General features: G+C 71.7%; 17 protein-coding genes, 1 tRNA gene, 1 other RNA gene and 1 pseudogene. 8 read left to right on the forward strand and 12 right to left on the reverse strand.

Features of this window, described 5'->3' with window-relative positions; translation table 11 throughout:
* Positions 1-34: 34 nt before the first annotated feature.
* Together AYO52_RS05245 and glnA are read right to left on the reverse strand one after the other, a co-directional pair.
* A complete protein-coding gene (locus AYO52_RS05245) occupies positions 35-3,124 on the reverse strand; it encodes a bifunctional [glutamine synthetase] adenylyltransferase/[glutamine synthetase]-adenylyl-L-tyrosine phosphorylase (protein ID WP_067714313.1) in 3,090 nt (1,029 codons plus the stop codon).
* An 11-nt stretch (positions 3,125-3,135) separates the two neighbouring features.
* Positions 3,136-4,476 (reverse strand): type I glutamate--ammonia ligase, encoded by a 1,341-nt coding sequence (gene glnA / locus AYO52_RS05250; protein ID WP_067714196.1) that lies wholly within the window; start codon positions 4,474-4,476, stop codon positions 3,136-3,138.
* A 199-nt stretch (positions 4,477-4,675) separates the two neighbouring features.
* Here glnA and panB point away from each other — a divergent pair, with 199 nt between their 5' ends.
* Both panB and pip read left to right on the forward strand, forming a co-directional pair.
* A complete protein-coding gene (gene panB / locus AYO52_RS05255; RefSeq protein ID WP_067714199.1) occupies positions 4,676-5,554 on the forward strand; it encodes a 3-methyl-2-oxobutanoate hydroxymethyltransferase in 879 nt (292 codons plus the stop codon).
* A 5-nt stretch (positions 5,555-5,559) separates the two neighbouring features.
* The gene (pip, locus tag AYO52_RS05260; protein WP_371517324.1) at positions 5,560-6,570 is read left to right on the forward strand and encodes a prolyl aminopeptidase; all 1,011 of its coding nucleotides are present in this window, start codon (positions 5,560-5,562) and stop codon (positions 6,568-6,570) included.
* A 27-nt stretch (positions 6,571-6,597) separates the two neighbouring features.
* On the opposite strand, the gene AYO52_RS05265 is transcribed toward pip, so the two are convergent.
* The gene (locus AYO52_RS05265) at positions 6,598-7,416 is read right to left on the reverse strand and encodes an SDR family oxidoreductase (RefSeq protein WP_067714319.1); all 819 of its coding nucleotides are present in this window, start codon (positions 7,414-7,416) and stop codon (positions 6,598-6,600) included.
* Positions 7,417-7,478: 62 nt separating this feature from the next.
* Entirely contained in the window at positions 7,479-8,987 is a 1,509-nt protein-coding gene (locus AYO52_RS05270; protein ID WP_067714201.1) for an NAD(P)/FAD-dependent oxidoreductase, read from the reverse strand.
* 113 nt (positions 8,988-9,100) lie between these two features.
* On the opposite strand from AYO52_RS05270, the gene AYO52_RS05275 reads away from it, so the two are divergent.
* Positions 9,101-10,765 (forward strand): CYTH and CHAD domain-containing protein, encoded by a 1,665-nt coding sequence (locus tag AYO52_RS05275; RefSeq protein ID WP_067714204.1) that lies wholly within the window; start codon positions 9,101-9,103, stop codon positions 10,763-10,765.
* A 30-nt stretch (positions 10,766-10,795) separates the two neighbouring features.
* On the opposite strand, the gene AYO52_RS18175 is transcribed toward AYO52_RS05275, so the two are convergent.
* The 6 genes and pseudogenes from AYO52_RS18175 to cobC all read right to left on the reverse strand — a co-directional run bounded on the left by AYO52_RS18175 (position 10,796) and on the right by cobC (position 15,243).
* Complete coding sequence (locus AYO52_RS18175) at positions 10,796-10,963, reverse strand: SPOR domain-containing protein (RefSeq protein WP_132061872.1); 168 nt, start codon at positions 10,961-10,963, stop codon at positions 10,796-10,798.
* Between the two features lie 104 nt (positions 10,964-11,067).
* Positions 11,068-11,494, reverse strand: an RNA gene (gene rnpB, locus AYO52_RS05280) — RNase P RNA component class A.
* Between the two features lie 49 nt (positions 11,495-11,543).
* Positions 11,544-12,179: pseudogene (locus AYO52_RS05285) on the reverse strand (histidine phosphatase family protein); the annotation flags it as partial.
* 26 nt (positions 12,180-12,205) lie between these two features.
* Positions 12,206-12,937 carry a zinc ribbon domain-containing protein gene (locus AYO52_RS05290; RefSeq protein WP_067714208.1) on the reverse strand — a complete coding sequence of 244 codons (732 nt, stop codon included), beginning with the start codon at positions 12,935-12,937 and terminating at the stop codon, positions 12,206-12,208.
* 11 nt (positions 12,938-12,948) lie between these two features.
* Positions 12,949-14,106: a Nif3-like dinuclear metal center hexameric protein gene (locus AYO52_RS05295; protein WP_067714213.1), complete on the reverse strand. Its 1,158-nt coding sequence runs from the start codon at positions 14,104-14,106 to the stop codon at positions 12,949-12,951.
* A gap of 18 nt (positions 14,107-14,124) precedes the next feature.
* Positions 14,125-15,243, reverse strand: a complete 1,119-nt coding sequence (gene cobC, locus AYO52_RS05300; RefSeq protein ID WP_067714216.1) for an Rv2231c family pyridoxal phosphate-dependent protein CobC — start codon at positions 15,241-15,243, stop codon at positions 14,125-14,127.
* Positions 15,244-15,329: 86 nt separating this feature from the next.
* On the opposite strand from cobC, the gene AYO52_RS05305 reads away from it, so the two are divergent.
* The 3 genes from AYO52_RS05305 to AYO52_RS05315 are packed head-to-tail and all read left to right on the forward strand — an operon-like array spanning position 15,330 to position 17,574.
* On the forward strand, positions 15,330-15,998 hold the full coding sequence (locus tag AYO52_RS05305; RefSeq protein WP_067714219.1) for an HAD hydrolase-like protein: 669 nt from the start codon (positions 15,330-15,332) through the stop codon (positions 15,996-15,998).
* Positions 15,988-16,479 carry a low molecular weight protein-tyrosine-phosphatase gene (locus AYO52_RS05310; protein WP_305790905.1) on the forward strand — a complete coding sequence of 164 codons (492 nt, stop codon included), beginning with the start codon at positions 15,988-15,990 and terminating at the stop codon, positions 16,477-16,479. Before AYO52_RS05305 ends, AYO52_RS05310 begins: the two co-directional genes overlap by 11 nt.
* Positions 16,480-16,530: 51 nt before the next feature.
* A complete protein-coding gene (locus AYO52_RS05315) occupies positions 16,531-17,574 on the forward strand; it encodes an SURF1 family protein (RefSeq protein ID WP_156523532.1) in 1,044 nt (347 codons plus the stop codon).
* 61 nt (positions 17,575-17,635) lie between these two features.
* Here the strand turns inward: AYO52_RS05315 and AYO52_RS05320 are convergent.
* Positions 17,636-17,708, reverse strand: a tRNA-Val gene (locus tag AYO52_RS05320).
* Between the two features lie 97 nt (positions 17,709-17,805).
* Positions 17,806-18,240, reverse strand: coding sequence for a DUF3052 domain-containing protein (locus tag AYO52_RS05325; protein ID WP_067714222.1), 435 nt, complete (start codon positions 18,238-18,240; stop codon positions 17,806-17,808).
* A gap of 307 nt (positions 18,241-18,547) precedes the next feature.
* Between AYO52_RS05325 and aceE the strand changes: the two genes are divergently transcribed.
* Both aceE and AYO52_RS05335 read left to right on the forward strand, forming a co-directional pair.
* Positions 18,548-21,343, forward strand: coding sequence for a pyruvate dehydrogenase (acetyl-transferring), homodimeric type (gene aceE, locus AYO52_RS05330; RefSeq protein ID WP_067714224.1), 2,796 nt, complete (start codon positions 18,548-18,550; stop codon positions 21,341-21,343).
* Complete coding sequence (locus tag AYO52_RS05335; protein WP_082923791.1) at positions 21,340-22,593, forward strand: CdaR family transcriptional regulator; 1,254 nt, start codon at positions 21,340-21,342, stop codon at positions 22,591-22,593. Before aceE ends, AYO52_RS05335 begins: the two co-directional genes overlap by 4 nt.
* The last annotated feature ends 37 nt before the right edge of the window (positions 22,594-22,630 follow it).

The raw sequence follows: 22,630 nt of genomic DNA on the forward strand, positions 1-22,630 counted from the left end.
TGGTCCCGGACCCGGCTCACCCCCGGGGCCGGCGTCAGTCCTCGCCCCAGAACACGTGGTCGACCGCCTTGCGACCGAGACGGGTCACGCGCAGGTACTCGTTGAGGAACCCCGCGCCGTCGGCCGAACCGGTGCAGATCATCGCCACCGCCGCCAGGATCGAGCCCTGACCCGGCAGTTGGTCGACCGCCTTGCCGCGCGCCAGGACCAACGCGTTGCGGGCGTGGGCGGCCATGAGCCACGAGTCGACCAGCGCATCGCGCTCGGACTCCGGCAGCAACTCGGCCGAGGCGGCGGCGTCGAGTGCCTCGAGGGTCGACGTCGTGTGCAGCCCGGGCACCCTGGCGGCGTGCTGCATCGTCAACAACTGGGCGCTCCACTCCACGTCGGCCAGGCCACCGCGGCCGAGTTTGGTGTGGGTGGCCGGATCCGCGCCACGCGGCAGGCGCTCCGAGTCGATCCGCGCCTTCATCCGGCGGATCTGCTGCACGACCTTCGGGGGCACGCCCTGCTCCGGGTAACGGAACTCGTCGATCATGTGGAGGAAATCCAGCCCGAGCTCGCGGTCCCCGGCGGCGAACGAGGCCCGCAGCAGCGCCTGCAACTCCCACGTCTCGGCCCACTTGGCGTAGTAGGCACGGTAGGAGGCCAGGGTGCGCACGAGTGGGCCGTTGCGGCCCTCCGGGCGTAGGTCGGCGTCCAGGTCCAGCGGGGGATCCGACGACGGCGAGGCCAGCAACTTGCCCACCCGCTCGGCCACCTGCGTGGCCCACCTGACCGCCTCCTCCTCCTTGGCGCCCTCGACCGGGTCGCACACGATCATCACGTCCGCGTCGCTGCTGTAGGACAGCTCGTCCCCGCCGAGCCGCCCCATCCCGATGTAGGCGAGGCGAGCCGGCGCCGCACCGCCCTCGGGCATCATGTCGCGGACCACGGCGGCCAGGGACGCCTCGAGCACCGCCCGCCACACGGCCGACAGTCGCCGCCCGACATCGGGTACGGAGATCATCTGCAGGACGTCGGCGGCCCCGATCCGGGCCAGCTCGGCGCGGCGCAGCGACCGCGCCGTGGCGATGACCCGCTCGGGCGTGGGGTGCCGGGCGGCGGAGGCGGTGAGCGCGGAGGCGATGTCGGAGACCTTGGAGGCCACGAGCACCGGGCCCTGCGCGCCGTCGGTGAGGTCGGGGATCACCTCGGGGTTGCGCATGAGCAAGCCCGCGACGAACGCCGAGGTCCCCAGCACCCGCACGAGGCGGCGGGCCACGATGCTGTCGTCCCGCAGCGTGCGCAGGAACCAGGTGATCTCCTCGTTCTCCTCGCACAACCGCCGGTAGGCCAGCAACCCCGCGTCCGGGTCCGCGGTGTCCGCGAGCCACTCCATGAACGTGGGCAGCAGCAGCGCCTGGATACGGCCACGGCGACTGCTCTGTCCCGCCAACGCCCGCAGGTGACCCAACGCGTTGCGGGGCGCCGCGAAGCCGAGGGCGGCCAGCTGACGCTCCATCGCCTCCGTGCTGAGCGACAGGGCCTCGGCGTCGTACGAGGCGATCGAGTCCAGCAACGGGCGGTAGAACAGCTTGGAGTGCAGGCGGCGGACCCGGCGGCGCAGCTCGCGCAGACTCTGCCGCAGCACCTGGGCGGCGTCGTTGGGCCCGTCCGGCCGGATGTGCGCCGCGCGGGCCAACCAGCGGTAGGCCTCCTCGTCGTCGTCCTCCGGTAGCAGGTGGGTGCGCTTGTAGCGCTGCAGCTGCAGGCGGTGCTCGAGCAGGCGGAGGAACTCGTAGGCGGCGAGTAGTTCCGCGCCGTCCTCGCGGGCGATGTACCCGCCGTCGCGCAGCGCGCCGAGCGCCTCGACGGTGCTGGTGACGCGGAGGTCCTCGTCGGTGCGGCCGTGGACCATCTGCAGCAGCTGCACGGCGAACTCGACATCGCGGAGACCGCCGCGCCCGAGCTTGAGTTCACGCTCGCGCAGCGCCTCGGGAACGTTCTCCTCCACGCGTCGGCGCATCGCCTGCACGTCGTGCACGAAGTCGTCCCGCTCGGCGGCGGTCCACACCATCGGGTGGACGGTGTCGTGATACTCCACCGCCAGAGCCAGGTCGCCGGTCATGGGGCGCGCCTTGAGCTGGGCCTGGAACTCCCACGTCTTGGCCCACCGCTTGTAGTAGGCCGTGTGGGAGTCGAGGGTGCGCACCAGTTCGCCCGACTTGCCCTCCGGGCGCAGCGCCGCGTCGACCTCGAAGAAGGCCATGGACCCGATGCGCATCAACTCCCCGGCCACGCGGCCGGTCCTGGCGTCGGCCGGCTCGGCCACGAAGATGACGTCGACGTCCGAGATGTAGTTGAGCTCGCGCGCCCCGCCCTTGCCCATGGCCACCACGCCCAACCGCGCCGGCATCGGCGAGTCCGGGTGGACGGTGGCCACCGCGACCGCGAGAGCGGCCGTCAATGCCGCGTCCGCGAGGTCGGACAGGCGCCGGCCCACCTCGGTGAACGGCAGGACGGGCTCGTCGTCGTCGACCGACCCGGCCACGTCGTGCGCGGCGAGCAGCGCCACGTGGTCGCGGTACGTCGAGCGCAGCACGCTGACGGCGGCGCCGCCGGTGACCCCGGCGCGATACGTCCCGACGCTGCGCAGGTCCTCCCTCTGGGACGGCGGCGGCGCGCCCTCCACCGCCTGTTCGGGCACGGCCTCGACCGCCCCGAGCATGTCGGCCAGAACGTCCTCGAACGTCGGCAGTCCTCCGCGCAGCAGCGCCCACCGGGTGGGCTCGGCGACGAGGTGGTCGCCCAGCGCGCTCGAGGATCCGAGCAGCCCCAGCAGCCTCGCCCGGAGCCGCGAATCGGACCGTAGGGCGGCGTCCAATGCCGCGACCCCGGTGTCGGCCCCGGCGCGCGCGGAGGGGCCCTCATCGTGGGACTCGGCGGTGAGTGATTCGTGGAGCCGCACCAGGGCTCCCAGGGCGAGGTCGGGGTCCGGAGCCCGGGACAGCGACCACAGCACCGGGACCGCGTCGTCGTCGGTCCACCCCAGGTAGTCGAGCCAGTCCGCGGCCCGGTCGTCGAGCAGCCCGAGGCGGCCCGGGCTCGGTAACCGAGGGCGCGAGGAGTCCCTGCTCACGATGCCGCCCCCGGTCACAAGTTGAGGTAGTGCCGCAGCTCGTACGGGGTCACGTCGTTGCGGTACTCGCGCCACTCGCGCCGCTTGTTGCGCAGGAAGAACTCGAAGACGTGCTCGCCCAGCGCCTCGGCGACGAGCTCGGACTCCTCCATGGCGTCCAGCGCCTGCTCGAGGCTGCCGGGGAGGTCGGTGTATCCCATCGCCCGCCGCTCGCGCCGGCTCATGGTCCACACGTCGTCCTCGGACTCCGGCGGCAGTTCGTACCCCTCCTGGACGCCCTTGATCCCGGCGGCGAACATCACCGCGTAGGCCAGGTAGGGGTTGCAGGCCGAGTCCGGGCTACGCACCTCGATGCGGCGCGAGGACGCCTTGTTGGGCGTGTACATGGGCACGCGGACGAGCGCCGACCGGTTGGCCCGGCCCCAGGTGGCCGCGGTGGGGGCCTCGCCTCCGCCGATGAGTCGCTTGTAGGAGTTGACCCACTGGTTGGTCACCGCCGAGAACTCGGGCGCGTGGGTGAGGATGCCCGCGACGAACGACTTCGCGGTATCGGACAGCTGGTACTCGTCGTCCGGGTCGTGGAACGCGTTGGCGTCGCCCTCGAACAGGCTCATGTGGGTGTGCATGGCCGAGCCCGGGTGGTCACGCAGGGGCTTGGGCATGAACGACGCCCACACCCCGTTGTTCATGGCCACTTCCTTGACCACGTAGCGGAACGTCATGATGTTGTCCGCCATGCTCAGGGCGTCGGCGTAGCGGAGGTCGATCTCCTGCTGGCCCGGGGCGCCCTCGTGGTGGGAGAACTCCACCGAGATGCCCATCGCCTCGAGCGCCTCGATCGCGTGGCGCCGGAAGTGCGGGGCGGAGTCGTGCACGGCCTGGTCGAAGTAGCCACCGTTGTCGGTGGGCACCGGCTCCGCGCCGTCCGTGTCCAGGTCCTTGAACAGGAAGAACTCGATCTCGGGGTGGACATAGCACGAGAACCCGAGGTCGGCGGCCTTGCTGAGCTGGCGGCGCAGGACGTGCCGCGGGTCCGCCCAGCTGGGGCTGCCGTCCGGGTTGAAGATGTCGCAGAAGATGCGCGCGGAGTGCTGCTTGCCGTCGGCGTGGGCCCACGGGAGCACCTGGAAGGTCGACGGGTCGGGCTTGGCGACCGTGTCCGCCTCCGACACCCGGGAGAAGCCCTCGATGGCGGAGCCGTCGAAGCCGATCCCCTCCCCGAAGGCGCCCTCGAGTTCGGCCGGCGCCACGGCGACCGACTTGAGGGTGCCGAGGACGTCGGTGAACCAGAGCCGGACGAACCGGATGTCGCGCTCTTCCAAGGTCCTGAGAACGTACTCCTGCTGGCGGTTCATGCGGTCCAACCTAGTGCCTGTCGTGTTACGAGCGTGTGACATCCGCCCGCCTCGACGCCCACCGGACCCCTCCGTGCCGGTCGTGGCAGACTCGTCCGCGACAGCGCACGGATCCCGCCGCGCACGTCACCGCCCCCTGTCCACCCGGGTACCGGCGCTCCAGCCGGCCTCGAGGTCACCGAAGGAAGGCCACACTCCCATGAGCGACACCCCCGACTCCCCGGTCTACGGCGCCGGCGGCGCACCGGACCAGACGCCGAAGGGCGACGGGCCGCAGGGCCTGACCCGGGTCACCCGTCTGCACCACCTCGCCGAGCTCAAGGCCGCCGGCGAGCCGTGGCCGATGCTCACCGCCTACGACTTCGTCTCCGCGCGGTTGTTCCAGGAGGCCGGGATCCCGGTGCTGCTCGTCGGTGACTCGGCCGCCAACGTGGTCTACGGCTACGACACGACGGTCCCGGTGACCGAGGACGAGATGATCCCGCTGGTGCGGGCCGTCACCCGCGGCGCCCCGAAGGCGCTGGTCGTGGCGGATCTGGTGTTCGGCAGCTACGAGGCCTCGCCGACGCAGGCCGTGGCCGCGGCCACCCGCATGATGAAGGAGGGCGGCGCCCAGGCCGTCAAGCTCGAGGGCGGCGTGCGGATGGTCCCGCAGATCAAGGCGATCGTCGACGCCGGGATCCCCGTGATGGCGCACATCGGCTTCACGCCGCAGTCGGTCAACGGGCTGGGCGGGTTCCGGGTCCAGGGTCGCGGCGACGCGGCGGATCAGCTGCGCGCCGACGCCCGCGCCGTCCAGGAGGCCGGGGCGTTCTCCGTGGTGATGGAGATGGTGCCCGCCGACCTGGCGCGGGAGGTGACCGCCGAACTGGAGATCTCCACCGTGGGCATCGGGGCCGGCAACGGGTGCGACGCCCAGGTGCTGGTCTGGCAGGACATGGCCGGGCACAGCACGGGCCGCACCGCGAAGTTCGTCAAGCGGTACGCCGAGCTGGCCGACACGCTGCGTGACGCCGCCCGCGAGTACGGAACCGAGGTCCGCTCGCGGGCCTTCCCCGGCGCCGAGCACTCCTTCTGACCGTGGTGGCACCGACGACCGACCCCCGGCGCGGCGCCGCCCGCCGTGCCCCGTACCCGGCGATCGAGCCCCACGACAGCGGGATGCTCGACGTGGGCGACGGGCAGCACGTGTACTGGGAGTGCTCCGGCAACCCGGACGGCGCCCCCGTCCTGTTCGTCCACGGTGGACCCGGTGGCGGGACGACGCCCGAGCACCGACGCATGTTCGACCCGGCGGCCTACCGGATCATCCTTCTCGACCAGCGGGGGTGCGGGCGGAGCACCCCGCACGTCGCCGACGGCGCGGACCTGACGGTCAACACCACCTGGCACCTGGTCGACGATCTCGAGCGTCTGCGGGAGCACCTCGGGGTCGAGGAGTGGCTGGTCTTCGGCGGCTCGTGGGGCTCCACCCTGGCGTTGGCGTACGCCCAGGAGCATCCCTCCAGGGTCCGCGGTCTGATCCTGCGCGGCGTCTTCCTGTGCCGCCCGAGCGAGATCGACTGGTTCTATCGCGGTGGGGCCGCGCACCTGTTCCCGGACGTGTGGGAGGGCTACCTCGCGCCGTTGCTCGCCGCGGACGGCCCCGACGCCGTCCATCAGCCGGGCTACGACCACGTCGCGACCTACCACCGGCTCCTGCACTGCGGGGATCCGCAGGTCGAACTCGAGGCGGCCCGCGCGTGGACCACGTGGGAGACGTCCACCTCGACCCTGCTCCCCCGACCCGCCGGCACCGGCGGCGACCCCGATCGCTTCGCCCTGGCCTTCGCCCGGATCGAGAACCACTACTTCGTCCACGACGCGTTCCTGCGGGGCCGGGCGATCCTGGACCGGATGGACCGGATCGCCCACCTGCCGGCCGTGATCGTCCACGGCCGCTACGACGTGGTGTGCCCGGTCGCCAGCGCGTGGGAGCTGCACGCCGCGTGGCCGGGTTCGGAGCTGCACATCGTCCCCGACGCGGGGCACGCGATGGCCGAACCCGGCACGACGCACCACCTGCTGGAGGCCACGGACCGCTTCCGGCCCTGAGGAGCCCGGGCCGGGCGCGCTCCCGGCTCAGACCACCCCGAAGCGGCGCGTCATCGCGACCGTGCCCTTCTGGTAGCCGGTCGGGAACAGCCGGACCAGGGCGTCGAGCAGGTGGGCGTCGACCCCCACCAGCACGCGCGCCCTACGTCGCTCGACGCCGTCGAGGATCACCCGCGCGGCCGTCGACGCCTCGGTGCGCGCGAACTTCGCGTCGAAGATCGCGGCGAAGTTCGCGCTGTCCAGCCCCTCGGCCGCGCCGGCGCTCCGGGCGACGGCGGTCTTGATCCCGCCCGGGTGGACGCAGGTGACGTCGACGGGGTGCCCGGCCGCCATCATCTCCATCCGCAGGGACTCGGTGAACTGCTGGACCGCCGCCTTGGCCGCGTTGTAGGCGTTCTGGGTGGGCACGGACAGGAACGCGAAGATGCTGGAGATGTTGACCAGGTGGCCGTCGCCGGAGGCGATGAGGTGCGGGAGGAACTCCTTGGTGCCGTGCACGACGCCCCAGTAGTCGACGTCCATCACGCGGGCGATGTCCTTGTAGCCGGACTGCTCGACCGCCCCGGTGAACGCGATGCCGGCGTTGTTGACGACCAGGTGGACCACGCCGAAGTGCTCGGCGACCGCCCCCGCGTACTCGGCGACCATCGCCTGTTCTGTCACGTCGAGACGCTGCGAGTGCACGTCGGTCGCGCCGTCACCGCGCGCGAGTTCGACGGTCCGGGCCAGTCCGTCTGCGTCGATGTCGCTCAGTGCCAACCGCGCGCCGCGCCGCGCGGCCTCGCGCGCCAGTTCGCGCCCGATCCCCGAGCCGGCGCCGGTGACGACGACGACCTTGCCGTCCATCCGCCAGCGGGGGCGGCGGGCCAGCGACCCGACCGTGCCGAACAGTCTGCCGATCGGGGCGCTCACCGGAGGGCCTCCTGCCCGGTACGCGTCGCGGCCGTGGCGTCGGCCGCGGTCCGCCGGTAGGCGCTCAGGTCGAACTCCCGGGTCTGGTTGCGGAAGGTGAAGGTGTAGTCCGGCCACACGGCCGGCGCGTTGCCCTTGTCGTCGAGGTACCAGCTCCTGCAGCCGGTCACCCACACGGTCTCGCCGGTGCTGTCGCGCAGTTCGCGGTTGTACGCGTCCTGGACGGCCGCACGCACCTCGACGGTCTGCAGGCCGCGGTCGCGCATGGTGCGCAGCGCGTCCACGAGGTAGTTGAGCTGGGACTCGATCATGTAGATCATCGACGAGTGCCCGAGTCCGGTCGCGGGGCCCACCAGGACGAACAGGTTGGGGTAGCCGGCGACCGTGGTCCCCTTGTAGGCCTCCATCCCCTCGCTCTGCCACTTGTCCGCCAGGGTGCGCCCGTCCGTTCCGCGGACGCGCTCGAAGAACGGTGAATCAGTGACGTGGAAGCCGGTGGCCACCACCAGGACGTCGGCGGGGTGCTCGGTCCCGTCACCGGTGACGATCCCGCCCTCGGTGACGCGGGTGATCGGCTCGGTGACCACGTCGACGTTGTCCCGGGACAGTGCCGGGTACCAGGTGTTGGACAGCAGGATGCGCTTGCACCCGATCTCGAAGTGCGGGGTGAGCCGCGCGCGCAGGGCACGGTCGCGCACCTGCATCGCCAGGTGGGCGCGTCCGAGCGCCTTGATGGGCGCCAGCGCGGCGCGGGTGCGGGTCAGGCCCACCACCTGGAACTCGCGGCTGGCGTACTGCAGGGCCCGCACCGCGCGCTGCAACCCGGGCACCCGGCGGTACAGCGACCGCTCGAACCGGGGGTACTGCCGGTCCATCCGGGGCAGGACCCAGGGCGCGGTGCGCTGGTAGACGTCGAGGTGCGCCGCGGTCGGGGCGATGGACGGCACCACCTGGATCGCCGAGGCGCCCGTGCCGATCACCGCGACTCGCTTGTCGGCCAGCGTCACCGAGTGATCCCAGCGGGCGGTGTGGAAGACGGGCCCGGCGAAGTCGCCGACGCCGTCGATCTCCGGGAGCCTGGGCTCGCACAGTGCGCCGACGCCCAGCACCACCACGCGGGCGTCGTACTCCCCCTCGCTGGTGCGCACCGTCCACCGGCCGCGGGACTCGTCGTAGTCCACCGAGGTGACGTCGACGCCGAAGCGGATCTTCTCGCGCACGCCGGCCTCGTGCGTGACCTTCCGGATGTAGTCGTAGATCTCGCCCTGCGGCGAGAAGGCCCGTGACCAGTCGGGGTTGAGGGCGAAGGAGTACGAGTACAGGTGGGACGGGACGTCGCACGCCGCGCCCGGATAGCTGTTGTCGCGCCACGTCCCGCCGACCTCGGGGCCGCGTTCGAGGACGACGAGGTCGTCGAAGCCCTCCTGCGCGAGCCGGATGGCGGCACCGAGCCCGGAGAACCCCGCCCCCACCACCAGGACGTCGACGATTTTCGGCTGATCCACAGTCTCTCCCTTACGACGAATGTGTGACCGTAGCCACTTACCTTACCCGCCGGTAAGTCCGGAAGGGGCGGCGCTCACTGCCGGTGTTCATCCTTTACTGATACAACCGGACCATGACGATCAACGAGACTGTCGAGGTCGAGAGCAAGTTCGAGGTCGACGAGCACACCCCGCTGCCCACGGTCGACGCCCTGGCGCCTCTCGTCGCGGACGTCCCGGTGGAGCACCAGCTCTCCGCCACCTACTACGACACCGCCGACCTCTCGCTCACCCGGCACAAGGTCACACTCCGGCGCCGCACCGGCGGGGACGACGAGGGTTGGCACCTCAAACTGCCCGACCGGGCGGGACGCGTCGAACTGCAGGCCCCGCTCGGCGACGGCGACCCCCGTGACGACGTCGTCCCCGCGGAGCTCGTCACGGCCGTCGCCGGGCTGGTCCGCCGTCGGCCCCTCGAGCCCGTCGCCCGCATCGACAACCGCCGGCAGGTCCTCACGCTGCGGGACCCCGACGGGGCCGCGGTGATCGAGTTCTGCGACGACCGTGTCTCCACCGAGTCGTTCGTCGCCGGCGGATCAACGGCGGGATGGCGGGAATGGGAGACCGAACTGGTCGATCCGGCGCGACCCGATGCACACGATCTCCTCGCGACCGTCGCCGCCGCCTGCGCGGACGCCGGGGCTCACGCCTCGTCGTCGTCGTCCAAACTCGCCCGCACCATCGGCCCACTCCCCGACCTCTACGAGCGCGGCGTCTCGCCCGTGCGCGACGCCCTTGTCCAGGACCTGCAGCAACTCCTCGACCACGATCCGGCGGCCCGGCGCGTCACCGTGGTGGGCGTCCACCAGATGCGCGTCGCGGTCCGTGGCCTGCGGAGCACCATCAGCTCGTACGCCGACGAGCTCGGGGCGGAGACCGCCGGCACCGACATCGACCCGGCCGCGCTCCTCGCCGAACTCAAGGAACTCGCCGCGGTGCTGGGCAAGGCCCGGGACATCCAGGTGGTCGACCAGCGACTCGGGGCGCTGGCAGCCGACTACCCCGAGGACGTCGTGACCGCACGGACCCGGCATCTCCTGCGCACCGAGTTGGACTTCGAGGAGCAGCGCGCGGGCGAACGCGTCACCGCGGCGCTGCTCTCCGACCGGTACCTCGACGTGGTCGACCGACTCCACGAGCTGGTCCGCGTCGCCGGCACCGGCCCTGCCGCAGTGGGGGGCGGGGCGTCGTCGAAGGGCGGTGCTCGGTCGAAGGGCGGTAGGAAGCGGCGCGAGGCCGAGGAGACACTGCTGCGCGGGGTGGACCGGCAGTTCTCCAAGTTCACCAAGGTCCGCACTCGCACCGAGCGCGACCTGGACTCCCTCGATCTGACGCTGGCCCAGCGGGAGGAACTCACCCACGTCGTGCGCAAGCGCGCCAAGGCACTGCGCCGCATCGTCAGTGCGGTTCCGAACACGGAGGACCTCACGGTGGCCCCGCTGCGTACGGCCTGCGACCGGCTGCACACGGTGCTCGGGGAGGTCCAGGACAGCGTCACCACCCGGCAGTGGATCCGGCGCATCGCGCGGCGGGCCGAGTTCGCTGGTGAGTCGACGTTCGGCCTCGGGGTGCTCTTCGAGCACGAGCGAGGGTTCTCCGAGCGCACCCTCGAGGGGTTCGAGAGCGACGCCGCGGCGGTCACGGCCGCCTATCGCGAACTGTCCGAGTCACGGCGTGCGGCACGGCGGCGCCGGAAGAAGAAGGACAAGAAGAACAAGAAGAAGGGCGGGAAGAAGTAGGACGGCCCGGCTCAACCCCCCGGGCTCGTACTAGTCGTCCTGGGCGTCCCAGGCCTCGTTGCGGGCCTTCGCCTTGGCCAGCGCCGCCTCGGCCTCGCCGCGCGTGGCATAGGGGCCCATCCGGTTGTCCCAGTTGGTCACCTTGCCTTGCTGCGCCTGACCTGTGGCGATGTCGTAGTACCACTGTTCGTCCGACACGGTGGGCCTCCTCGGTTCGACGGGACGGGCTTGTCACCTCGGACACTACTATCCGGGTCCGGACCCGCCACCGCGCGCCGCGGTGGCGCCTGCCGGGGATGGGGCGAACGAGCCGGCCTGTAAGCCGGATCCTGTGCCCTCCGCGGGCGGAGGGCGACGACCATCCATCTGGGCACTCCGTCACCGGGTACCTCGAGCGGTCCACCCGCGGACTCGGGCGAGCAGCCCTCCCGTGCATCGCTGCACACAATCCGCGCAGCCGCACCGCGAGCGGTGCGACCTTCGACCTTGCTCCGGGCGGGGTTTACCTAGCCGCCCCGGTCACCCGGGGCGCTGGTGCGCTCTTACCGCACCGTTTCACCCTTACCGCGCCCGCAGGCGCGGCGGTCTGTTTTCTGTGGCACTGTCCCGCGGGTCACCCCGGGTTGCCGTTAGCAACCGCCCTGCTCTGTGGAGTCCGGACTTTCCTCGGGCCGGGGCCTGGTCGCCTGTGGCGCCGGTTCCCCTGTCCGCGGCCGTCCGGCCGACTCGTTCGCCCCAGGGAGTCTAGTCGCCCGCGCGGGTCGGTCGGGGTGCGGGCTCAAACGAGGTGGGAGGTGTCGTTGACCAGGTGCACCGAGGTGGGCCCGTCGGAGTAGAAACGCACGTCGGAGACGGAGGCGAGATCCAGGTGCAGCCGGAACAGCAGTTCGTCACCGGCGCCCAGGCCCGCCCGGATCGCCAGTTTGATGGGGGTGACGTGGCTGACGACGGCGACCACGCCGCCGGGGCGGTCGGCGACGATGCGCCGCAGTCCCCGCTCGACGCGCGCCCGCACCACGGCGAAGCTCTCGCCGCCCGGGGGCGCGGTGGCGGTGTCGCTCAGCCATTGCGAGTGGAGGTCTGGATCCTGCTCGGCGGCCTCCCGGAAGGTGAGCCCCTCCCACCCCCCGAAGTCGGTCTCGATGAGGTCCTCGTCCACCACCAGGGGCACGCCGGCGGCGTCGGCGGCCCGCTCGGCGGTGCCCAGGCACCGGCGCAGCGGGGAGGAGACCACCGCGGCGAGATCCGGCAGTGCCGCGAGCCGGGCGGCGGTGCGCTCGGCCTGCGTGACGCCCAACTCGGTGAGCTCGGGGTCGCCCTGGCCGGAATAGCGCCGGTCCACCGACAGTGGGGTCTGGCCGTGACGGGCCAGGACGATCCGGGTGGGGCGCCCGGTGGCGCCGGTCCAGCCCGGCCCGCCGGTGGAGCCCGGTCCGCCGCTCACGAGTTGTCGGTGCGGACCACGATCACGCCGCACTCGGGGCAGTTCAGGACCTCGTCCGCGGGAGCGGACCGGAACGCCGAGACGGTACTCCGGTCGAGGTCCATGGCACACGCCGAGCAGCGGCCTCCGTTGAGGATCGCCGCCCCTCGGCCCGCCTCCGCGGCGCTACGGGTGTAGTGATCGAGGAGGTCGGCGGGGACGGTCTCCGTGTCGCGGGCCCGTTCGGCCATCGTCTCGGTGACCGCGTCCTCGAGCTCGGCGAGAGCGGTGTCCCGCAGCGTCGCGGCCATCCCGATCCGCGCGTCCAGGTCGGTGACGATCGCCCCGGAGTGGCGGACGTCGGCCTCCATGGCCTCGTGACGTTCGCCCAGCTCACCCAGCTCGCCCTCGAGGTCCTCCTGGCGGCGGGCCAGCGAACGCAGCTCGTAGTCCAGTTCGGTGGCCTGTCGCTCGGACAGGCCGCCCTTGGCCAGCAGATCAGAGTCGGCGGCCCGGCGCCGGCGCACGGCCTCCAGATCGGACCGCAGCTTGGCGAGGGCGCGGTCGAGGTCCTCCAGGTGGATCCGGGCCCGGGCGACGGACTCGGTGGCGGCCCGCCGCTCGGCCTCCAGCTCGTCCAGGGTCGTCTGCTCGGGTAGCTGCGACCGCCGGTGCTCCAGACTCGCCAGGCGCAGGTCGAGGTCGGCGATGTCGACGAGTCGACGCTGGTCGTGGGGATCGGCCTTCATGGGTGCCAAGACTACCGCTGTACGCGCCCTCCCCCGGCGGCCACCGTCCAGGGGTCCGTCCGCTGCTCGCACACCGTCGCCGTGAGGTCCGCCCCCTCCTCGAGCAGGGCAGCGGCCTGGGCGCACCACGGGAACTCCAGCGCCCAGTGCGCGGCGTCGACGAGCATGGGCCCGCCCGAGCGAAGGTGCTCGTCCACGACGTGGTGGCGCAGGTCCCCGGTGAGGTAGACGTCGGCGCCCGCCGCGCGGGCCGCGCCCAACAGTGAGTCGCCGGATCCGCCACACAGCGCGACGCGCCGGATCTCGGCGTCGGGGTCGCCCGCGGCGCGGACCCCCCACTCGGTGGTGGGCAGACGTTCGGCCACGAGCTCGGTGAACTGCGCAAGCGTCATCGGTGCGTCGAGTTCGCAGATCCGCCCGAGCCCGGTGTCCTCGGGCCCCGGCCCGGGTCCGGCGTGGTTGACGAACACGTCCATGGCGGGCACCTCGTAGGGGTGCCCGGCCAGGACGGCTCGCCGCACCGCGGATCGCAGCTCGGGCGGCGCCACGAACTCCACCCGCGTCTCGGAGACCCGCTCGGGCTCGCCGATGGTGCCGATGGCCGGGTCGGTGCCGTCGCCGGGGCGGAACCGGCCGGTGCCCTGAACGGAGAACGAGCACTCGGTGTAGCCGCTCATCCGTCCCGCGCCGGCGGCGAACACCGCGTTCAGCAGGTCGTCGAGGTCGTCGTCGGGCACGGTCACCACCCACCGGTCGACGGTGCCGTCACCGGTGGGGGCCAGGGGGCGACCGGGCGTCAGGCCGAGCACGTCGGCGAGGGCGTCGTTGACGCCGGGCCGTGCGGAGTCGGCGTTGGTGTGCGCGGAGTACAGCGCGCACCCGCCGGCGATGAGCTCGTGCAGCAGCCGGCCCTTGGGGGTGTCGGCCGCCACGGAGTGCACGCCGCGCATCAGCGGCGGGTGGTGGACCAGCAACAGGTCGGAGCCCTCGGCGAGCGCGTGGTCGACCACGGCGTCGGTGGCGTCCACCGCCACGACGACCCGTCCGACCTCGGCCGCCGGGTCTCCGGCGACCAGCCCCACGCGGTCCCACGACTCGGCCAGCCGCGGCGGGTAGGCGTGCTCCAACAGGTCGATCACGTCGGCCAGGGTGGGCCTGCCGGTGGTCATGGTCGCTCCCCTTCCTGTTCACCCGCCGCGGCGGGACCTGTCCGTGCCGCGATCAGTCCGTGCCGCGACCTCCCCGAGCCAGGCTCCGACGAGTTCGTCCACCATCGTGCCCGGCCGCACCGCCAGTCGCAGGTAGGTGGCATCGAGGCCGGGGAACGTGTCGCAGCGGCGGGTGACGATCCCCCGGCGCACGAGTCCGGTCCGGAACGCGACCGGGTCGATCCCGGCCGGGGTGCGGACCAGGACGAACGGTGCGGACGGGGGCACCGCCACCTCGATCCCGGCGGCGTCGAGGGCGCGGACCATCGCGTCGCGCTCGGAGACGACCTGCGCCCGCGCGGCCTGGAGTTCCGGATCAGCCGCCGGACCGACGCACGCCCGGATGGCCTCCAATTGGAGAGTGCCCAGGGGCCAGTGGGGCCGGTGCGCGGCGAGATCGGCCAGCACCGACGGGTCCCCGACGGCGTACCCCACGCGTAGGCCGGCCAGCGCCCACGTCTTGGTCAGCGACCGCAGCACCACGAGGCCCGGCAGGTCGGCGCCGGCCAGGGTGTGGGCCGCCTCGTCCGCGAGGATGTCGCAGAACGCCTCGTCGACGACCGTCACCCGTCCGGGCCGGCACAGCGCCGCCACGGTGGACCGGGGGTGCGCCACCGAGGTGGGGTTGGTGGGATTGCCGACGACGACGAGGTCCGCCTCCTCGGGGACGAGGCCGGGGCCGAGGTCGAACGGAACCGGCAGAAGGACCCGCTCTACCGGCACGCCGGCCCGTCGCAGCTCGAGCTCCGGTTCGGTGAAGGACGGGTGCACCACCGCCGCTCGCAGCTGGTTCCGGGCCGCGTGGGCGGCGAGCAGGTGGAATCCCTCCGAGGCCCCGCCCAGCAGCAGGACGCGGTCGCGTCCGACCCCGTGACGGGCGGCCACGGCGGAGACGGCGGCCTCGTCGTCGTCGCCCCCGGGGTATCCCCCCAGGTCGGCGAGGCGGGCCGCCAACCTGTCGCGGAGCCAGCCCGGCGGCCCCGACCCGCGCACGTTGACGGCGAAGTCCAGGGCGCCGGGGACCAACTCGGCGTCACCGTGGTGTCGCAGCGCCGCCCACGACGCCTGATCGGGACGCTCTCCGGGTTTCTCGCTCATTCCCGGAAGCGTAGGACGACCACGAACGGCGCGCGGCCCCGGACCGGCGGGGGAACCCGCCCGGCGGACTCTGGGAGGATGTCGGCATGACCGACCGCCCGACCCTCCTCGTGGACCTCGACGGCACCATCACCGACTCCCTCGACGGCATCGCCAAGTCCCTCCACCACGCGCTCGGCGTGGTGGGCGCGCGCTGGGACGACTCCCGCGACATCCGTTCCATCGCCGGCCCGCCCATGGTCGACACGTTGACCTCGCTCGGCCTCGCCGGGTCCGACCTGGACCGGGCGGTGGCAGCCTACCGTGAGCGCTACGATGAGGTGGGGTGGCTGGAGAACGCCGTCTTCACGGGGATGGACGCCCTGCTCGACCGGCTCGCCGTGGACGGCTACCGGATGGCGGTCGCCACGAGCAAGGACGAGGTCGCCGCGCGCCGGATCCTCGGGCACTTCGACCTGGCCGCCCCCTTCGAGTTCATCGGTGGGGCGGACATCACCGTCGGCCGGATGGCAAAAGCCGACGTCATCGCGCACTCCCTCTCGGCGATGGGGATCGACCCGACGCCCGTCGACGGCGGCGGGACCGGACAGGTACTCATGATCGGCGACCGCGAACACGACATCGAGGGCGCCGCCCGCTACGGCGTCCCGACCGCGATCGTGCGCTGGGGCTACGGGCGGCCCGACGAGTGGGACCGAGCCCACTGGTCGGCCGTCGACACCGCGGCGCTGGAGGAGATCATCCGTGGGTGGTGAGTCGCGGGTGCGGGTGGTGTTCGTCTGCACCGGGAACATCTGCCGCTCCCCCATGGCAGAGGTCCTTGCCCGCCGGGCGTTCCACGACGCCGGACTCGGCGACCGGGTGACCGTCTCCAGCGTCGGCACCGGCGACTGGCACGTCGGCAACGGCATGGACGCGCGCGCCGCCGCCGAACTCGCAGCCCACGGCTACGACACCGGGCACGTGGCATCGCAGCTGTCCCCCGGCGACCACGACGCCGACCTGGTGGTGGCCCTCGACACCGGCCACCGCGACCACCTGCGTCGGGCGGGTGTCGACCCGGGCCGGATCCGGCTGCTGCGGTCCTACGACCCCCGTGCACACGAGCACGGCGCCGCCGGCGCTGACGTGGCCGACCCGTACTACGGTGACGACAGCGGCTTCACCCGCACCCGCCTGCAGATCACCGCGGCCCTGCCCGGGCTGGTCGCCGAGGTGCGCGAGCTCACGGGGTAGCGGGCACACCTGCCACGGGACCCGGCGGGCCGGGACGGATACCCTGGGAGCATGCGGATACTGCGGCGTTTCCTGACCCCGGGATGGGTGATCGGCGTCCTCGCCGCGACCCTGTTCGCGTGGGCGTGCTTCGCGCTGCTGGCCCCGTGGCAGCTGGGCAAGAGCGACGATCTCGACGCCCGCAACGCCCGGCTGGCCGAATCCGTCGAGGCCGAGCCCGCGCCGCTGGCGCAGGTGGTGGACGGCCCGCGGGCCTACGCCGAGCGCGAATGGCGCCTGGTCACCCTCACCGGAGAGTGGCGACCGGACTCCGAGGCGCTGCTGCGACTCCGGTCGGTGGACGGCGAGCTGGTCTACCAGGTTCTCACGGTGTTCGACCCCGTGAGCGGCGCGGACATGCTGGTCAACCGCGGATACGTGCTCGTCGGGGAGAACAACGCGGTACCGGACTATCCCGCCGCCCCCGCCGGCGAGGTCGAGATCACCGCCCGGTTGCGGGTCACCGAGCCGGGCGAGGCCGAGCCCGTCCCGATGGCCGGACTGCCCGCGGTGCGCGTGGTGGACCCGGTCGTCATCGGCGACACCCTCGGGCACGACCTCGTGTCGGAGGGCTACCTGCAGTTGGCCGGGGGCCAGCCCGGATCGCTCTCCCCCGCCCCGATCCCCGGCATCGAGAACGGCCCGTACCTGTCCTACGGACTGCAGTGGCTGGCCTTCGGCGTGCTCGCCCCGGCCGCGCTCATCTACTTCGCCTGGGCGGAGATCCGGGCCCGGCGGCGCGACGCGGAGGTCGCGGCCGCTGACGCCGACGCCGACCAGGGGTCCGGGACACCGGGGGACGACGCCACGCCCACCGCGGGGGTCGACGCCCGGGGTGGCGACACCGACGACCTCGGCCGCGACAGCGGCGGCGCCGCTGGAGGCGACACGACGGGCGGTGACACGGCGGGCGGTGACTCGGGCGGCGGCGACCGGGGCACCCCCGAGCTCGACGAGGCGTCCGCCCGTGACCGCGCGATGCGGGCCCGTTACGGCGATCGCAACGACGCCGAGCAGCGCAGGGCTTTCCGCCGAGCGGACCGCCTCCGGACCTGACCACCTACGCCGAGCCCTCGGCACCGGGTGCGGTCGGTCGTCATCGGTCGGTCTTCATCGGTGCGCGCGGAGGGAATCGAACCCCCGACCGCTGGTGTGTAAGACCAGAGCTCTAACCGCTGAGCTACGCGCGCGTGCGCACCGACGCGTCGATCGCGCCGGTGCGGTCAGATTAACCCACCCGGAACCGCGCCCCACCCCGGGGCGCACGAGAGGTCCGGGGTGCCGCGATCACTTGCGCGGCATGCTGTTCTTCCGCAGGGCGAGCCGGCTGCCGGCCCAGTCCCCGAGCGCGGCGGTGCGCGTCTGCAACATCCCCGCGGTCTGCGCGGACTCCGCGATCACCGCGGGCACGACATGCCCGTCGCGCCCCGTCTTGGGGGTGAGGACCCACACGGAACCGTCGTCCGCCAGGGGGGTCATGACGTCCATGAGTCGGTCGACGAGGTCACCGTCACCGTCCCTCCACCAGAGCAGCACCGCGTCGACCACCTCGTCGGTGTCCTCCTCCAGCAGCTCTGATCCGACGGCGTCCTCGACGGCCTCGCTGATCGACTCGTCACAGTCGGAATCCCATCCGACCTCCTGAACGAGCATGCCCTCCGTCAGTTCGAGCTGACCAGCTACCTGGTCCGCTCCGTCCTGCTGGTTCGCCGCGGCGACCACCGTGGTGTTCCTCCCTCTATTCCGTCGTGCTACTTCTCGGGTCCTTCGCTGACCAGGAACACTACCCGCGCATGCTCACCGGGGAAACGACTACCGCCCATTTACCGGTGCCCGGGCTCGGGTGACGGTGTCGCGCGTCACGCTTTGGGGCACAATCGGAACCGGTGGGCCTACGGTGGCCCGTCCCGAGCCCGACGCGATCCGCCCCACACCTGCGGACCGCGGCCCGGGCCCGACGAAGTACCACGACATGTGGAGGCCCCACCGGGCGTCCACGGTACGAATCACAGAAGTGAGGACGATACGCATGAGCGGAAACGAAGGCCCACGGGACGGGACCGCCCCCACCAACGTGCCGATTCTCCGGGAAGGGGTCGCCTCCTACCTGGCGGACTCCGACCCCGAGGAGACCCAGGAGTGGATGGACTCGCTCGACGGCCTGCTCGCCGAGGCCGGTCCCGAGCGTGCCCGTTACCTCATGCTCCGTCTGCTCGAGCGGGCCTCCAAGCAGCGTGTTCCGCTGCCCGCCCTCACGTCCACCGATTACGTCAACACCATCCCCACGAGCCTCGAGCCGGAGTTCCCCGGCGACGAGGCGGTGGAGCGGACCTACCGTCGATGGATCCGGTGGAACGCCGCCATCATGGTCCACCGCGCCCAGCGGCCCGGGATCGGCGTCGGTGGCCACATCTCCACATACGCCGGGGCGGCCCCGCTCTATGAGGTGGGGTACAACCATTTCTTCCGCGGCAAGGACCATCCCGGCGGCGGCGACCACATCTTCTTCCAGGGTCACGCCTCCCCCGGCATGTACGCCCGCGCGTACCTCGAGGGCCGACTGCGTGAGCAGGACCTCGACGGGTTCCGCCAGGAGAAGAGCCATCCGGGGCGTTCACTCCCCTCCTACCCCCACCCCCGCTCGCTGCCCGAGTTCTGGGAGTTCCCCACGGTCTCCATGGGCCTGGGGCCGATCAACGCGATCTACCAGGCGCGGTTCAACCGCTACCTCCACAACCGCGGCATCAAGGACACGTCGCAGCAGCACGTGTGGGCGTTCCTCGGTGACGGTGAGATGGACGAGGTCGAGTCGCGCGGCGCGCTCCAGATCGCCGCGAACGACGCCCTCGACAACCTCACCTTTGTCATCAACTGCAACCTCCAGCGTCTCGACGGGCCGGTCCGCGGGAACGGGCAGATCGTCCAGGAGCTGGAGTCGTACTTCAGCGGCGCTGGCTGGAACGTCATCAAGGTGGTCTGGGGTCGCGAATGGGACGCCCTGTTCGACAAGGACACCGAGGGCGCCCTGGTCTCGCTGATGAACTCGGTCTCCGACGGCGACTACCAGACCTTCCGCGCCAACGACGGTGCGTGGATCCGTGAGCACTTCTTCGGACGCGACCCCCGCACCGCGAAGCTCGTCGAGGACATGACGGACGAGGAGATCTGGGCGCTGCGCCGTGGCGGGCACGACTACCGCAAGATCCACGCCGCGTACAAGGCGTCGCTCGAGCACACCGGTCGGCCGACGGTCATCCTGGCCCACACCATCAAGGGCTTCGGGCTGGGCCAGAACTTCGAGGGACGCAACGCGACCCACCAGATGAAGAAGCTGACGCTGGACGATCTCAAGCAGTTCCGCGACAAGCAGGAGATCCCCATCACCGACGAGGAGCTGGAGGCCGACCCGACCCAGCCGCCCTACTACAACCCCGGACCCAACTCGCCGGAGATCCGGTACATGTTGGAGCGCCGGTCCGCTCTCGGCGGGCACGTCCCCGAGCGGCGCCAGACGTTCACGCCGCTGGCCGTGCCGGACATCGATTCCCTCAAGTCCCTGCGCAAGGGGTCGGGCAAGCAGGCCGTGGCCACCACGATGGCGCTCGTGCGGACGGCCAAGGAGCTCATGCGCGACGAGTCACTGCGGGACCGCTTCGTGCCGATCATCCCCGACGAGGCCCGCACCTTCGGCATGGACTCGTGGTTCCCCACCCTGAAGATCTACAACCCGCACGGGCAGAACTACACCTCGGTGGACCACGACCTCATGCTGAGCTACAAGGAGGCCAAGGACGGCCAGATCATGCACGAGGGCATCAGCGAGGCGGGCTCGGTCGCCGAGTTCACCGCCGCCGGGACCGCCTATGCGACCCACGGTCAGCCGATGATCCCGCTGTACATCTTCTACTCGATGTTCGGGTTCCAGCGCACCGGCGACGGCATCTGGGCCGCCGCCGACCAGCTCGCCCGGGGCTTCCTGCTGGGTGCGACCGCCGGCCGCACCACGCTCACCGGCGAGGGACTGCAGCACATGGACGGCCACTCCCCGCTCCTGGCCGCGACCAACCCGGGGATCATCTCCTACGACCCCGCGTGGGCGTACGAGGTCGCCCACATCATGCGTGCGGGCATCGAGCACATGTACGGCCCCGGGGCGGCCCACGAGACCGAGACCGACGGCATCGACCGCAACGTCTCGTACTACATCACCCTGTACAACGAGCCCGTCCCCCAGCCGGCCGAGCCCGAGGACCTGGACGCAGACGCGCTCCTGCGCGGTCTGTACCGCTTCCGCGCGGCGGAGGCCGGGAGCCACAAGGCCTCCATCCTCGCGTCCGGCGTGGCGATGTATGCGGCGGTCGAGGCGCAGAAGATGCTCGCCGACAAGTGGGACGTCGCGGCCGACCTGTGGTCGGCGACCTCGTGGACGGAGCTCGCCCGCGACGGCTTCGAGTGCGAGCGTCATGCGCTGCGCCATCCCGACCAGCAGCCGCGCACCCCGTTCGTCACCGCCGCCCTGGCCTCGGCCGAGGGGCCGAAGGTGGCGGTGAGCGATTTCCAGAAGGCGGTTCCGGACCAGATCCGCGCCTGGGTGCCCGGCGACTTCACCGTTCTCGGGTGCGACGGCTTCGGGTTCTCCGACACCCGGCCCGCCGCGCGCCGCTTCTTCAACACGGACGCGGAATCGATCGTCGTCGCCGTCCTGGCAGGTCTGGTCCGTGAGGGCGCGATCGAGAAGCGCACCCTCCTCGAGGCCGCCCGCCTGTACCGGATCGACGACGTCATGGCCGCGCCCGAGCCGACGACGGACCCCGGAGTGGCGTGACAGACCCGACCGGCCCCGGGACCGGGGAGAAGGATCCACAGCCCGTCCGGCGGCGTTCCTCGACGCCGCCGGACCAGCGACCCGTCTCCGATGCCCTGCTCAAGCGCATCACCCGGTACTCGGGGACCCTGTCCACCGAGGCGGTCCGCGCGCTCGAGCAGGAGCTGCCGTTCTTCGGCGAGCTGTCCGCCGACCAGCGGGCCGAGATCCAACTGATCATCCAGAGCGCGGTGCGCGACTTCGTGACCTGGATGCGCAACCCGGAGGCGCCGCACACGGACACCATCGCGGGATTCAAGCTGCTCCCCAAGGGGCTCGGCCAGGGTCTCACCCTGCAGCAGACGGTCCAGCTCGTCCGGTCGACGTGTGAGTACTTCGAATTGGTGATGCCGCGGATCACCCACAACGAGCGCCAACGGGGTCTCATGATCACCGCGGTGCTCAAGTTCGGTCGCGAACTCGGCTTCACCGCGGCGTCGGTCTATGCCGCCGCCGCGGAGAACCGGGGTGCCTGGGACACCCGGATGGAGGCCATGCTGGTCGACGCCGTGGTCCGCGGTGACCGCCATGCCGACCTCGCCTCCGGTGCCTCGGCCCTGAACTGGGACCCGACCACCGCGGCGACGGTGATCGTCGGCAGGCCCCGTGAGGAACTGGGACTGGCGTCGGTACCCGCCGCCCACCGGGCTGCGGTCGCCGCCAACCGGCACGCCCTGGCCGTGGTGCAGGGCGCCCGTCTCGTCGTCATCCTCTCCGGTGAACTCGAGTCCTCCTCCGCCGTGCCGGCCGGGGTCCTCGACTCCTTCTCACCGGATGCACCGATCGTCGTCGGGCACACGGTGGGCTCCCTCGCCGAGGCCCCCGACAGCGCGGCCGAGGCGCTCTCCGGGTCGGCGGCCGTCTGCGGTTGGCCCGGTGCACCCCGGCCGGTGGCAGCGATCGACCTCCTTCCCGAGCGGGTCCTCGCCGGCGATCGTGGTGCGGCGGCGATGTTGGTCGACCGGGTCGTCACTCCCCTGCGTGGCGCCGATTCCTCGGTCGAGGACACCCTGCGGGCCTATCTGGACTCCGGAGGGCACGTCGAGGCCTGTGCCCGCGAGTTGTTCGTCCATCCCAATACGGTGCGGTACCGCCTCAAGAGAGTGAGCCAAATCACCAAATTCGATCCACTTAACGCAAGGGACGCTTTTGTCCTCAGAATCGCCCTCGTCCTCGGGAAGTTCGCCGATCGAAGTACTCAGGAGTCCTAATTAGTCACTTCTGTAACAGGGTGTAACGAAACCGCAC

This window comes from Dietzia sp. 111N12-1, assembly GCF_001658045.1.
Lineage (GTDB): Bacteria > Actinomycetota > Actinomycetes > Mycobacteriales > Mycobacteriaceae > Dietzia > Dietzia kunjamensis.

What these genes read in the sequence shown, in the direction of transcription:
- glnA (WP_067714196.1), bottom strand. Translation starts at nt 4,476, where the DNA reads ATGAACCGCCAGCAGGAGTACGTTCTCAGGACCTTGGAAGAGCGCGAC.
- AYO52_RS05315 (WP_156523532.1), top strand. Translation starts at nt 16,531, where the DNA reads ATGCGGATACTGCGGCGTTTCCTGACCCCGGGATGGGTGATCGGCGTC.
- cobC (WP_067714216.1), bottom strand. Translation starts at nt 15,243, where the DNA reads ATGAGCGAGAAACCCGGAGAGCGTCCCGATCAGGCGTCGTGGGCGGCG.
- AYO52_RS05295 (WP_067714213.1), bottom strand. Translation starts at nt 14,106, where the DNA reads ATGACCACCGGCAGGCCCACCCTGGCCGACGTGATCGACCTGTTGGAG.
- AYO52_RS05275 (WP_067714204.1), top strand. Translation starts at nt 9,101, where the DNA reads ATGACGATCAACGAGACTGTCGAGGTCGAGAGCAAGTTCGAGGTCGAC.
- panB (WP_067714199.1), top strand. Translation starts at nt 4,676, where the DNA reads ATGAGCGACACCCCCGACTCCCCGGTCTACGGCGCCGGCGGCGCACCG.
- AYO52_RS05305 (WP_067714219.1), top strand. Translation starts at nt 15,330, where the DNA reads ATGACCGACCGCCCGACCCTCCTCGTGGACCTCGACGGCACCATCACC.
- AYO52_RS05265 (WP_067714319.1), bottom strand. Translation starts at nt 7,416, where the DNA reads ATGGACGGCAAGGTCGTCGTCGTCACCGGCGCCGGCTCGGGGATCGGG.
- aceE (WP_067714224.1), top strand. Translation starts at nt 18,548, where the DNA reads ATGAGCGGAAACGAAGGCCCACGGGACGGGACCGCCCCCACCAACGTG.
- AYO52_RS05290 (WP_067714208.1), bottom strand. Translation starts at nt 12,937, where the DNA reads ATGAAGGCCGATCCCCACGACCAGCGTCGACTCGTCGACATCGCCGAC.